This window comes from Kribbella aluminosa (assembly GCF_017876295.1).
Taxonomy (GTDB): Bacteria; Actinomycetota; Actinomycetes; order Propionibacteriales; family Kribbellaceae; genus Kribbella; species Kribbella aluminosa.
Window position 1 is genome coordinate 355,018 of record NZ_JAGINT010000001.1, and the last position, 12,243, is coordinate 367,260.

Consider the following 12,243-nt stretch of genomic DNA (forward strand, 5'->3'; position numbering starts at 1 on the left):
GACGGAGGCTGCGTTGCATGGTCTCTGGCGGCGAGGATCTGTCGATGGCGGATCGTGCTTATCTGACGTTGCGCGAGGGGATCATCGGCGGCCGGTATCCGATCGGTAGCCGGATGCGTGAGCGTGAGTTGTCCGCGGAGCTGCAGGTGTCGCGGATTCCGGTGCGGGAGGCGATTGCGCAGCTCGAGTCCGAGGGGCTTGTGGTCACGCAGCCGCGGCGTGGTGCGGTGGTGCGGCAGTTGACGCTGGAGGATATCGGCGAGCTGTTCGATGTACGGCTGAGCCTGGAGGTGCTGGCGGCCCGGCTGGCGGCCGACCGGGTTCGGGCGGGTGCGTCGACCGACCGGCTGCGTGAGCTGATGGCGACCGCCGATCGGGTCACCCGCGCCGGCGACGAGCAGGCGATCCGGGAGGCGAACGCCGCGTTGCACCTGGAGATCGTCACGCTGTCGGGCAACCGGTTGCTCGGCCAGACGATGGCACCGCTGGTCGGCCGGATCCGCTGGCTGTTCGCCCTCACCAGCGACCGCGACCCGGCCGTCCAGTGCCGCGAACACCGCGAACTCTGCGCCGCGATCGAAGCCGGCAACCCCGACCTCGCCGAGGCCCTGGCCTACTCACACATCGAACTCGGCCGCGTCCCGTCCCTCACCGCGCTGGCCGGCCGCCTGCCCGAGCAGTAGGCCGGTCCCCGCCAGACAGAACTCGTTCCCTCACGAGCGGCGGTCGGGTCGCGGAGATGGTTGAGTGGATCATGGTCAAAGCGATCCTCGGAAGTACTGCGTTCTTCGCGGCCCCGTGTGTCGTCGCCGGGTCCACTGGTACCAGGAACCGGTACTGCGAGCCCGGTACGGACGGCAGTACGAGGACTGCTGCCGCGCCGTACCGGCGTGGATCCTCGGGTGTCACGTCCCGAGCTCTGACAGGAGGTCGGACTTGCGGGTGTTGTCGAGAAAGGATGCGCGGATCGAGTTGGCCGCCAGTTGGCGGAGGGTCTCGGGCGGCAGTGAGAGTGCTGCGTAGTTGTCGTCGACGTACCCGCCGAAGTACGCCGGGTCGTCGGAGTTGACCGTGACCAGCAGGTTGCGGTCGAGCATCTCCGGTAGCGGGTGCCGGCCGAGGTCGGGCACCACTTGCAGCCGGACGTTCGACAGCGGGCACACCGTCAGCGGGATCTGTTCGGCGGCCAGCCGATGCACGAGGGCGTCGTCCTCCAGGCAGCGTACGCCGTGGTCGATGCGCTCGACCTGCAGCAGATCGAGCGCCTCCCAGATGTAGCTGGGCGGGCCCTCCTCGCCGGCGTGGGCGACCGCGCGGAGGCCGTTCGCGCGGGCCTTGGCGAAGACCTCGACGAACTTCGACGGCGGGTGGCCGACCTCGGCCGAGTCGAGTCCGATACCCAGGACCTCCACGTCACTGGAGAGTACGGCGTCCAGTGTGGTCATCGCCGACTCGGCGCTCTGGTCGCGCAGGATCGCGACGATGAGGCCGGTACTGATCCCGTGCCGCTGCTCGGCCGTGCCGAGTGCCGACGTGACACCTTCGAGGACCGCGTCGAGCGGGATGCCGCGCGCGGTATGTGCCTGCGGGTCGAGGAAGACCTCGGCGTGCCGGACGCCGGCGACCGCGGCGCGAGCGAGGTACGCCTCGGTCATTTCGGCGAAGTCCTCGCCGGTCAGCAGGGTCGCCATGTTCGCGTAGTACAGGTCCAGGAACGACTGCAGGCTGTCGAACCGGTAGCGGGCGGCCAGTTCGTCCACGTCGACGTACGGCAACCGGATGCTGTTCCGCTCCGCGAACCGGAAGATCATCTCGGGCTCGAGCGTGCCCTCCAGGTGCAGGTGCAGCTCGGCCTTCGGCAAGCGGCTCATCTGGCCAGCTCCGTGGTGACGAGGTCGAGGAAGCGGGAGAAGTCGAGGTCGCGGGCGACCGTGATCAGCGGCAGGTCCGTCCAGCGGTGGTGTGCGCGCCGGTCCACGACGGTCATGCCACGGGTCAGCGGATCGGTGGTCGCGACGTCGCAGTACAGGGAGGTCTCCTCGACCAGGGTGCGGTCGATGGCGGCGGCGACGGCGACGCTGTCGATCAACGAGCAGTACGACTGGTACCCGCGGCCGTTGACGAATTCGACGACGCGCAGGGCCAGCGCGGCCTCCGCGGTCCCGGCCGCACGCAGGGCTTCGAGATCGTGCTCGCGGAAGTTGATGCTCGGGTGGGTCGCGACGTCCAGGCCGACGGCCAGCAGGTCGAAGCCTGCCCGGAAGACGGTGCGGGCCGCTTCGGGGTCTACGAAGATGTTCCACTCGCTGACCGGGTTCGCGCCGGTCGCCTGACTCCAGGCGTACGGCGTCTCGCCGAACGAGCCGCCGATCACGATCAACTCGCTGACCTTCGCCGGCAGGTCCGGATCGAGCTCGAGCGCCGCGGCGACGTTCGTCAGCGGACCGAGCGCGCAGAGGGTGAGGTTGCCTGCGTACTCGGCCGCGACGTCCACGATCAGCTGCGCCGCGGTCCGGTCCTCGAGCTTTCGGTCCGACTCCGAGAGGTGCGATTCGGCGAGGCCGTCGCTGCCGTGCGAGAACGGGTCCGACGGGTAGTCGCCGGAGCTGGGGAGCAGCGGTCCCTGGGCGACCGGGATGCCGGGGGCGGCCAGCAGGTCCAGGATCTTCAGGGCGTTGGCGGCCGTCCGGTCCGCGGGCAGGTTCCCGGTGACCGCGGTGATCGCCTTGACGTCGAGGGCGCCGGACTTGTGCGCCAGGCTGATCGCCAGCGCGTCGTCCATGCCCGGATCGGTGTCGATCAGCACGTTCTTCATAGAATGGGTATTATAGGCATAACAACATAACCAAGGGGAGTGGTCGGGTGGTCCGGAAGGTTGCTGTGCTCTCGCACGCGGTCTTCGACGAGGTGATCGAGCCGTCGGGCCGGCGGATGCCCGCGGAGGTCGGTGGCGCGGGCGCGTACGCCGCGGTCGGCGCCAGCCTGGTGTCGTTGCCGATGGCAAGCTTGCTGGTGGCCGGTACCGGTGCGGCCGAACTGGCGATGCTCCAGGGCTGGTGCCGGGACCGGGCGATCGATCCAGGTGGGCTGTTCGTGGTCGGCGAGCGCGGGCCGCGGACCCGGATCCAGTACTTCGCCGACGGGGAGCGCGAGGAGACGCCGGTCTACGGCCTGGCCCATTTCGATGCCCATACCCCGTTGCCCCAGCATGTCCCGCCGGATGCGGAGCTCGGAGCGATGTACCTGTTCCATGCGGCCGAGGAACCCTACTGGGAAAGTGTTTCCGCTTTCCGAAAACGGTTGCCGATCTTGTGGGAGGTGTCCGCCGCCGCGACCGACATCGAGCTTGTCCGGATGCGAGCGAGCCTGGTGGACGTGGTGTCGCTGAACCGGACCGAGGCGTTCGCGCTCTTCGAGGTCACGGACCTCGACGACGCGGCGAGGGCCGCGAGCAGCCTCGCTCCGATCGTCCTGCTCCGGCTCGGCGCGGACGGCTCGCTACTGCTCCATGCCGGCGAACGGATTCACGTCCCGGCGGCGCCGACCGTGGTCGTCGACCCGACCGGCGGCGGCAACAGCTACTCCGGCGCGTTCATCGCGGCGTACCAGGCAACCGGCGACCCACGTCGCGCGGCCCGGCTGGCGGCCGCGGCCGCGGCGGTCGTCGTCGGCACCCGCGGAGCACCCCTGGTCGACGACGCCGTCCGAGCTGCCGTCCTGAAGGCGGCCGACTGAAAGGAACTGTATGAACTGGGATTCCAGCGCGCTCTACGACAGCTACAAGTTCGCGCACAACGTGCCGAAACGTGGGCTGCTCGTCGACGGCCGGCCGGCGCTCTCGCGCATCGACCCCGACAAGGTCGCACGGTACGTGCTGCTGATGGTGCGCGACCCGCTCTGCGCGTACGACGACGACCCGGCCACGCAACTGGCCGCCGAGTTGGACAACGCCGAGCGCATCGGTGAGTCCGGCATGTTCACGACCTGGAGCGGCACGCATCGAGGCGTCCCGGTTACGGTCGTGTCCGGCGGGAGTGGCTCGCCCGAGGCCGAGCTGATCCTGCACGAACTGCTCGAGTTCACCGAGGCGGACACGTTCGTCCGGGTCGGCGGCTCCGGCGGTATCCACCCGTCGGTCGAGCCGGGTGATGTCGTCATCTCCTCGGGAGTCGTGCGCGACGAAGGGATGACGCGGGCGTACATCCCGGCCTCCTATCCGGGGGTCGCGGCCTACGAGGTCGTCGTGGCGATGGCCCGCGCCGCGGTCACGTTGGGGCTGCCGCATCACGTGGGGGTCACCCGTTCGAGCGACAGCGATTTCTGCGGCGTCGGCCGGCCGTCGGTCGGCGGGTACTTCCAGCCCTGGCATCTGGACGTCCTCGAGACCTGGGCGCGGGCCGGCGTACTGAACGGCGACCGGGAATCGGCTGCGGTCGTCACGCTTCCCGCCCTGTTCGGAAAGCGTGGCGGATCGGTGTGTTCCGTCGCGGACAACGTGATCGCCGACCGGCCGTTCGTCGCGGGCGCCGGGCACCGGTCCGCGACCGACATCGCCCTGGCCGGGCTCGTCGTACTCGCGGAACACGATGCGGCCGTCACGGCAAGTGGCGGGAAACGGTGGATTCCCGGATTACGTTGACACTCGCGGATCAAAGGTTCTACGGTCAATACAACATAACCACCAGATGACTGTAGGAGCTCGGCATGAGACGAATGAGGCTCGTGACTGCCGCGATCGGCGTCGCGTCCGCCGTGGCACTGGCCCTCGCTGGATGCTCCTCAGGCGACGCGGGCGGCGGCGGACGGCAGACCCTCCAGCTGTGGTTCTGGGGTGCGCCGCCACAACAGCAGCAGACGATGAAGCAGGTGCTGATCGACGGGTTCAACAAGTCGCAGAGCAAGTACACGCTGCAGGTGACCTTCAACAACGCGGTCGACAAGAACGTGCAGGTCGCGCTGAGCGCCAACAAGGGCCCGGACATCGTGTACGGTTCCGGGCCAGCGTTTTCCGCGGCGTACGCGACCCAGGGCAAGCTCGCGGACATGACGCCGTACGCCCAGAAGTACGGCTGGCAGGACCGGCTGCTGCCGGCGATGTACCAGTCCGGCACCGTCGACGGGAAGCTCTACTCGCTGCCGAACTCGATCGAGGACATCGGCGTCTTCTACAACAAGAAGGTGCTGGCCAAGCTCGGCGCGCAGCCGCCCAAGACCTACGCCGAGCTGGTCTCGACGATGGACAAGGCCGTTGCCGCGGGCATGTATGCGTCGGTGACCGGCAACCAGGGCTGGAAACCGGTCAACCAGAACTACATCTCGTTGTTCCTGACACAGGTTGCCGGCGGCAAGAAGGTGTACGACGCCTTGCAGGGCACGATTCCGTGGACGGATCCGTCCATCGAGAAGGCCGTCCAGGCGTCCGCAGACTTCTACCAGAAGGGCTACCTGGGCGGTAAGGACTACGCCACGCTCAACTTCGATCAGTCGGTCCAGCTGCTCAGCCAGGGCAAGGCGCCGTTCATGCTCGGCCCGAGCCTGATCTTCCAGTTCGCGTCGAACTACTTCAACGACAAGAACGGTACGACGGACGACCTCGGCTGGCTGCCGTTCCCGAGCGTCGACGCCGGCCGGCCGTATCCGTACCCGACGCTGGGTACGACGGCGTCGCTGTCGATCAACGCCGCCTCGAAGAACAAGGACGGCGCCGCGGCGGTGATCGACTACATGATGACCGACGGCTTCACCAAGGACATGAACAAGAGCTGGCCCGGGTACTGGGCCGTGCCGCTGAAGAACTTCGACCTCGACGCGGCGAGCTACACCGGCCTGTCGAAGCCGTTCGTGACGGCCATGAAGGACACCATCGCGACCGTGAACAAGGGCAACTACGGGTTCTTCGCGGGCACGTTCTTCCCGCCGGCGACCGCGACCGCGTTCACCGACATCGACTCGGTCTGGCTGGGCAAGGAGAGCGCCGCGGACTTCCTGAAGAAGGTCCAGACGACGTTCGCCGCCGAGAAGGCGAAGGGCCTGGTCCCGCCGCTGCCCCAGCCGGGCGCCTGACGGGGATCCCCGGAGAAGACCCGGAGAAGACATGGTCATCACAGCCGCGCCGGCGCGGGAGTCCGCACCAGCGCACCTCCCGCCCGGGCGGCGGCGTACGCACCTGCGCCGCCGTACCGCGATCAACTACGCGCTGGTCGCGCCCGCACTCGTGCTCTCGATCGTGATCGTCGTCGTCCCCGGCATCCTCACGCTGCTGTTCGCGTTCACCGACTGGAGCGGTGTCGGGTTCGACGTCCACTTCGTCGGCGGCAAGAACTTCGCCTCGATCCTGTCCGACCCGGTGTTCGCGACCGCGCTGACCAACAACATCAAGTGGCTGGTGATGTTCCTGACGCTGCCGGCGGTGATCGGGCTGCTGACCGCGATGCTGCTGTTGCGGCGTAAGCGGCTGCGCACGTTCTACCAGGTGATCTACCTGATGCCGTACGTGCTGGCGCCGGTCGTCAACGCGCTCGTCTGGCAGACGATCATCTACAACCCGCACGGTGGCGTGGCCGGCCTGCTCGGGATCCAGCCGCCGACCGGATCGACGTCGACCGCGCTGTACGCCGCCGCGGCCGTCGACATGTGGCACTACTGGGGTTTCCTGACCGTCGTCTACCTCGGCGCGATCCGGCAGACACCGGTCGACCAGGTCGAGGCCGCGATCGTCGACGGGGCCGGCGGGTGGGGCGTTTTCCGAAACGTGTATCTGCCGAGTATTCGGCCGACGCTGTTGCTGATGGGCGTGATGACGGTCATCTTCTCGTTCCTGGCCTTCGACTACGTCTTCCTGCTGACGCAGGGCGGGCCGGCGCACGCCAGCGAGGTGATGGGGACGTACGCCTACGCGTTCGCCTTCTCGTCGTTCGAGTTCGGGAAGGCCGCCGCGGTCGGGATCATCATGAGCTTCTTCGGGTTGCTCGCGTCCGTGCTGTACACCTGGATCAGCCGGCGGGAGATCGCCCGATGACCCGTTACCTGAAGGGCATCGCGGCGCAGCTGGTGCTGGCGCTGTTCGCCGTACTCGCGCTGGTTCCGCTGCTGCTGGTGCTGATCAACAGTTTCAAGAGCAACGACCAGGTACTGGCGAATCCGTTCGGGCTGCCGTCGTCGTTGAGTTTCGCGAACTTCGTCACCTCGTGGCAGTACGGGCAGTTCGGCCGCGGGATCGTCAACAGCGTTCTGCTCACCGGTACGACGGTCGTCGTCGTACTGGTCTGCGCGAGCCTGGCCGGCTACGTCCTCGCCGGGCAGAAGGTGAAGCAGTGGCCGGCGATCATGGTCTACCTGACGATGGCGATGACGATCCCGATCCAGCTGTTCGTGTTCCCGCTGTACGCCGCGGTCGCCGCGCTGAACCTGCTGGACAACGTTTTCGTGGTCGGCGTGATCCTGGCCGCCATCAACATGCCGTTCGCGACCTTCCTGATGCGGACGTTCTTCCTGAACATCCCGGCCGAGATCGAGGAAGCGGCGCTGATGGACGGCGTCAACACCTTCCAGCTGATCCGGCGGGTGATGCTGCCGATGGTCCGGCCCGGGCTGATCACCGTCGGCGTCATCGTCGGCCTGAACGCGTGGAACGAGTTCCTGATCTCCTCGACGTTCCTGCAGAACCCGGACGACCAGACGCTGACGCTCGGCTTCCTGACCATGAACGGGACCTTCAGCACCGACATCGGCACGATGATGGCCGGCGCGCTGATCCTGATCGTGCCGGTCCTGGCCGTCTTCATCGCCGTCCAGCGGTACGTCGTGGACGGGCTCGCGAGCGGTTCGGTGAAGGGCTGAGATGACCGCCTACGAGGAACGCGTGTACGCCGGGATTCTCGGCAAGCTGATCGGGGTGTACCTCGGCCGGCCGGTCGAGGGCTGGCCGTACGCCGACATCCAGGCTCGGTTCGGCCTGGTCGACCGGTTCGTGAACGGCGACCTCGGGCTGCCGCTGATCGTCGCGGACGACGACATCTCCGGAACGCTGGCCTTCGCCCGGGTCGTCGAGGACAACGGTTTCTTCGGGCCCGCGGATGCCGGTGAGACCTGGCTGAACTACATCGTCGAGGACCGCACGATCCTGTGGTGGGGCGGGTACGGACGCTCGACCGAACACACGGCGTACCTCAATCTCAAACGCGGCGTGCCCGCGCCGGACAGCGGTTCGATCGCGCGGAACGGCAGCACGCTCGCGGAGCAGATCGGTGCGCAGATCTTCTCGGACGCGTTCGCGCTGATGACGCCGGGCGATCCGGAGCGGGCGGTGGCGCTGACCCGGGCGGCGGCGAGCGTCAGTCATGACGGCGTCGCGCTGGATGCGGCGGCATTCTTCGCGGCGATGCGCGCGTCGGCCTTCGAGCAGCAGGAGTTGGCGGTCCTGATCGAGCGATCGCTGCCGTTCGTCACGGATCGCCGGCTGGCCGAGCTGATCGTGGACGTGACGTCGCACGTCTCGAAGGGGGACGACTGGCGATCGACCCGCGACTGGGTCGATCAGCACTACGGGTACGCGCGGTATCCGGGGCCGTGTCATTCGTTGTCGAACACGGCGATGGCGCTGGCGGCTCTTGTTGTCGGCGACAACGATTTCCGTCGGGTGGTCGCGATCGCGTCGTCGGTGGGATTCGACACCGACAGCAACGCCGGTACGGTCGGTTGCATCACCGGGGTACGGCTCGGACTCGCGGCGTTCGACGACGCCGAGGAGCTGCGGTCCGCTGTCGCCGACCGCGCGCTCGTCGTCAGCGCCGACGGCGGCGAGTGCGTGACAGACGCCGTCCTCGAGACCCGCCGGATCATCCGCTCCGCGCACAAACTCGAGGCTGCGCCGGTCCCGGTTCGGCGGCCGCGGTTCGACTTCGACTTCCCGGGGGCGGTACAGGGGTTCGAACCCTGTCCGTACCTGGACGGCGGCGCGGTTCGGCATCATCGGTTCGAGGACGGCTCGACGGCGCTGCTGATCGACGGCGGGTCCGCCTCCACGCCGGTCTTCCTCGATCCGCTCGACGCGGTGTCGAACTTCTCCACGCTCGCCAGCCCGACGCTGTACCCCGGCAACACCGTCCGCGCGGTCGTCAGCGCACCCGACGGTGCCTCGGTCCGGCTGTATGCGATCTACGACGGGACGACAACGGCGGAAGGGCCGTGCATCGACGTCGGCGAGCGAACCGAGCTCGACTGGACAGTCCCGAGCGGCGGAAACCCTTTTCGGATCGGGCTTTCCGTTTCCGGAACGGCGTACCTGCACTCGCTCGACTGGGACGGGGCTCCGGCGGAGTACTCGCAGTCCGGCATCCTGCTCTCCTCGATCTGGGACACCCAGCCGCGCGGCCTCGCGCCCTGGGTGAGCTCGGCGAAGAACTTCGAGGCGGACTTCGCGACAACGTTTTCCGTCTCGCACCCGGACCCGCTCGGCGTCGTCACGACCGGGACCCGCGACTGGGTCGACTACGAGATCTCCTCCCGGCTGACGTTCTCACTGAGTCGCTCCGCGGGAATCGTCGTCCGGGCCCGCGGGCACCGCAACTTCACCGCGGCCGTGTTCGACGGGCGCCTGCTCTCGATCGTCGAGCAGCACGGCGCCGAGCGGACCGTACTCGCGACGGCTCCGTTCGCCCTCCGCCGGGACGCGCCGTACGACGTGTCCGTCGAGTGCGCCGCGGCCGTCGTCACGGTCCGGGTCGACGGCATCTCGATGCTCTCGGCAACGACCCGGCGACTGGCCGGCGGCGGCGCCGGCTTCCTCGTCGACATCGGAACCATGAGCGCCGACGGATTCACCGTCCGCTCGCATCCCCGGGCCCAGACACTCGCTGAGCCCCGCGACCAGAAAGGCACCACCCGATATGGCACTCACCGGAAAATGGAACAGTATCTCGGTCAACACCAGACCGGCTGAGGGCTATGCGAGCCCGGTGCATTACGTTGACCTGACCAACGAACTCCGGGAGGTCGCGCGCGGCACCGGCGGCGACGGCATCCTGCACACGTTCCTGCCGCACACCACCTGCACGCTGATCTTCAACTCCGGCGTGGACGGTACGACGCTGCAGGACATCAGGCTGTTCATCGAGGAGCAGATCCCGGTCGACCGGCCGTTCGTCCACCTGCACGACGGTCCGCAGGACGCCGCGGCACATGTCCGCTGCGTCTTCGGTGTGCAGTCGCTGCAGTTGCCTGTCGTCAACGGTGAGCTAGGGATCGGCCACAGCCAGGGCGTGTACCTGCTCGAGCTCGACGGGCCGCGGGACCGCACGCTGCAGTACGCGGTACAGACGTTCTGATGACCGTCGTCGGAGTCCGCGGTGGTCTGTCCGTCGATCATCTGGTGAACGCCGGACAGAGTGCCCGCTTCGACGAGCTCGGCGGACCCGGGCTCTTCGCGACCCTCGGCGCGCGCCTCGTCGCCGGGACCCGAGTGCGGCTGTACTCGCGGCTCCCGGACGACGAGCCGCGCTTCGCCAAGCTCTTCGACGAGCTCGGGATCGACACCTCCGGCTGCATCGGCGACCCGCAGGCGATGCGGCTGTGGATCCTGAACTCCCAGCAGGGCCGGCGAATCGTGGCAACCGCACCTGTCGGCTCTGTCGAGCTCGAAAGCGGTGAAACCGCCACACCTGAAGAGGAAACACCGGTTCCGCTCAGCGAGGAGATCGACGGGCTCCTCGACAGCTCACCGGTCGAACGGGCTCTGGTCGGCTCGGCCCGGATCGGTGTCGACCCGCACCAGCTGCGGTTGCAGGCGGAGGGAGCGGAATACGTCCGTCGAGTGACTCCGCCGGGCGGGCTCGTCCTGCCCAGCCGGGTGCAGCTGCGCCTGATCGACCCCGATCCGCTCGCCGCCGCCCGGACCCTGCACGAGCGTTTCGGATTCGACGTGATCGCGCGCCTCGACCGGGACGGCCTCGTCGCCATCTCCGGCGACGGCGAGTGGGCCGTCCGCGATCCCGACGTACAGGTTGTCGAAACCACCGGAGCCGGTGATTCCTCGGCCGGCGCGATCCTCGCGGCCTGGGCCGCCGGTGCGGACCTTCCCACCGCGGCGGCGTACGGCGCCGCCGTGGCCCGGCTCGTGCTCTCGGACTGGGGTCACGCCGGCCTGCTGACCGACCCGCTGACCGAACCTTTCCCGACCATCACCATCACCAGGAAGCAGTAACCGTGACTTCTCCCGAACAGCTTTCCGTCGTCGCGTCGGCCCTGCGCGCCGTCCGCGACGTGCAGCCGGGTATTCCGGCCCCACCCGATGGCGCCGTCTTCGTCGGGTCCGGCGACTCGCTCTCGTCCGCGCTGCTGGCAACGGCGTACGGCCATCGCGCCCTGTCGTCCGGGGATCTGACTTGGACCGGACGGCTGCCGTACGGCACCAGCACCGTCGTGGGCATTTCGCATTCCGGCACGTCCGGTGCAACGGTCCGCGCACTCCGGTTGGCCGCCGAGGAGGGCAAGCGGACGATCGCGATCACCTCCAACCCCGACTCCCCGCTGGCGGCGGCCGCGGCCGAGACGCAGCTCGTTCCTTCGCTGGGGATCGAGGAAGTCGTTCCGTGCGCGGGTCATCTGATGCTCGGCCTCGGCGTCGCCGCGGTGGCGGGCGAGGATGTGGCCGGCGCCGCGAGTGACGTCGCCCGACTGCTCGAGGCACAGGCGCCCGAGCTGAACCGAGCCGTCCGGGCGTTGCCGGCCGAGGCGCCGCAGGGCATCTCGGTGCTGACGCTGCCGGACCTGCGCGGCGCGGGTGACTTCTGGATGCTCAAGCTCATCGAGGCCGTCGGGCTGACCGTCCGGACGGTGCCGTTGGAGGAGAGCGGCCATGTCGACTACTTCGTCGGCCCGCAGCCGCACCTCATACTCCAGTTGATCGGCGCCGTCGGCCGGGCCCGGTTCGACCGGCTGGCCGTCGCCTTGGAGAGTACGGGGCAGACCGTGCAGCAGATCGCGTTCGAGACACCCGGCACCTGGTCGAGCCGTACGGCGCTCGTGCTGGAGCTGGCGGGTGCCGCCGCGGGTGCGGTCTTCGCCGACCAAGCGGCAGCCAAGTGGGGGCGCCCGCCCTTCCGCGGCGGTGCGGTGAACATGGACGCCCGGCACATCAAGCTCGACGAGGAGCCGATCACGACCTGACCGGCAGCAACGGTCGATAGGTACTGATGTTATGATCATATTATCCATGCATCACATCAGGGCGTCATCTCAGGGCGT

Annotated in this window: 12 protein-coding genes; 10 read left to right on the top strand and 2 right to left on the bottom strand. The window is 68.3% G+C overall.

The window, feature by feature from the left end; genetic code table 11:
• The first annotated feature begins 44 nt into the window (after positions 1-44).
• Positions 45-683, top strand: coding sequence for a GntR family transcriptional regulator (locus JOF29_RS01780; protein ID WP_209692483.1), 639 nt, complete (start codon positions 45-47; stop codon positions 681-683).
• A 222-nt stretch (positions 684-905) separates the two neighbouring features.
• Here the strand turns inward: JOF29_RS01780 and JOF29_RS01785 are convergent, their stop codons facing one another.
• Positions 906-1,871 (bottom strand): adenosine deaminase, encoded by a 966-nt coding sequence (locus JOF29_RS01785; protein WP_209692484.1) that lies wholly within the window; start codon positions 1,869-1,871, stop codon positions 906-908.
• Positions 1,868-2,815, bottom strand: a complete 948-nt coding sequence (locus tag JOF29_RS01790) for a nucleoside hydrolase (RefSeq protein WP_209692485.1) — start codon at positions 2,813-2,815, stop codon at positions 1,868-1,870. Before JOF29_RS01790 ends, JOF29_RS01785 begins: the two co-directional genes overlap by 4 nt.
• Before the next feature lie 47 nt (positions 2,816-2,862).
• On the opposite strand from JOF29_RS01790, the gene JOF29_RS45105 reads away from it, so the two are divergent.
• The 9 genes from JOF29_RS45105 (at position 2,863) to JOF29_RS01835 (ending at position 12,165) form a co-directional block, all read left to right on the top strand.
• Complete coding sequence (locus JOF29_RS45105; protein ID WP_209692486.1) at positions 2,863-3,735, top strand: carbohydrate kinase family protein; 873 nt, start codon at positions 2,863-2,865, stop codon at positions 3,733-3,735.
• A 10-nt stretch (positions 3,736-3,745) separates the two neighbouring features.
• Positions 3,746-4,639 carry a nucleoside phosphorylase gene (locus tag JOF29_RS01800; RefSeq protein ID WP_209692487.1) on the top strand — a complete coding sequence of 298 codons (894 nt, stop codon included), beginning with the start codon at positions 3,746-3,748 and terminating at the stop codon, positions 4,637-4,639.
• A gap of 65 nt (positions 4,640-4,704) precedes the next feature.
• Positions 4,705-6,063 (top strand): ABC transporter substrate-binding protein, encoded by a 1,359-nt coding sequence (locus JOF29_RS01805; protein WP_209692488.1) that lies wholly within the window; start codon positions 4,705-4,707, stop codon positions 6,061-6,063.
• Positions 6,064-6,094: 31 nt separating this feature from the next.
• Complete coding sequence (locus JOF29_RS01810) at positions 6,095-7,018, top strand: carbohydrate ABC transporter permease (protein ID WP_209692489.1); 924 nt, start codon at positions 6,095-6,097, stop codon at positions 7,016-7,018.
• Positions 7,015-7,839, top strand: a complete 825-nt coding sequence (locus JOF29_RS01815; protein ID WP_209692490.1) for a carbohydrate ABC transporter permease — start codon at positions 7,015-7,017, stop codon at positions 7,837-7,839. The genes JOF29_RS01810 and JOF29_RS01815 overlap by 4 nt, the downstream gene beginning before the upstream one ends.
• A gap of 1 nt (position 7,840) precedes the next feature.
• Positions 7,841-9,940: an ADP-ribosylglycohydrolase family protein gene (locus tag JOF29_RS01820; protein WP_209692491.1), complete on the top strand. Its 2,100-nt coding sequence runs from the start codon at positions 7,841-7,843 to the stop codon at positions 9,938-9,940.
• A 16-nt stretch (positions 9,941-9,956) separates the two neighbouring features.
• Positions 9,957-10,325, top strand: coding sequence for a secondary thiamine-phosphate synthase enzyme YjbQ (locus JOF29_RS01825; RefSeq protein WP_209692492.1), 369 nt, complete (start codon positions 9,957-9,959; stop codon positions 10,323-10,325).
• Complete coding sequence (locus JOF29_RS01830) at positions 10,325-11,200, top strand: carbohydrate kinase family protein (RefSeq protein WP_209692493.1); 876 nt, start codon at positions 10,325-10,327, stop codon at positions 11,198-11,200. Before JOF29_RS01825 ends, JOF29_RS01830 begins: the two co-directional genes overlap by 1 nt.
• Before the next feature lie 2 nt (positions 11,201-11,202).
• Positions 11,203-12,165, top strand: coding sequence for an SIS domain-containing protein (locus JOF29_RS01835; protein ID WP_209692494.1), 963 nt, complete (start codon positions 11,203-11,205; stop codon positions 12,163-12,165).
• The last annotated feature ends 78 nt before the right edge of the window (positions 12,166-12,243 follow it).

Excerpts from the sequence above, each read along its gene's own strand:
- JOF29_RS01800 (WP_209692487.1), top strand. The coding sequence starts at position 3,746 with ATGAACTGGGATTCCAGCGCGCTCTACGACAGCTACAAGTTCGCGCAC.
- JOF29_RS01830 (WP_209692493.1), top strand. The coding sequence starts at position 10,325 with ATGACCGTCGTCGGAGTCCGCGGTGGTCTGTCCGTCGATCATCTGGTG.
- JOF29_RS01805 (WP_209692488.1), top strand. The coding sequence starts at position 4,705 with ATGAGACGAATGAGGCTCGTGACTGCCGCGATCGGCGTCGCGTCCGCC.
- JOF29_RS01780 (WP_209692483.1), top strand. The coding sequence starts at position 45 with ATGGCGGATCGTGCTTATCTGACGTTGCGCGAGGGGATCATCGGCGGC.
- JOF29_RS01820 (WP_209692491.1), top strand. The coding sequence starts at position 7,841 with ATGACCGCCTACGAGGAACGCGTGTACGCCGGGATTCTCGGCAAGCTG.
- JOF29_RS01785 (WP_209692484.1), bottom strand. The coding sequence starts at position 1,871 with ATGAGCCGCTTGCCGAAGGCCGAGCTGCACCTGCACCTGGAGGGCACG.
- JOF29_RS01810 (WP_209692489.1), top strand. The coding sequence starts at position 6,095 with ATGGTCATCACAGCCGCGCCGGCGCGGGAGTCCGCACCAGCGCACCTC.
- JOF29_RS01790 (WP_209692485.1), bottom strand. The coding sequence starts at position 2,815 with ATGAAGAACGTGCTGATCGACACCGATCCGGGCATGGACGACGCGCTG.
- JOF29_RS01815 (WP_209692490.1), top strand. The coding sequence starts at position 7,015 with ATGACCCGTTACCTGAAGGGCATCGCGGCGCAGCTGGTGCTGGCGCTG.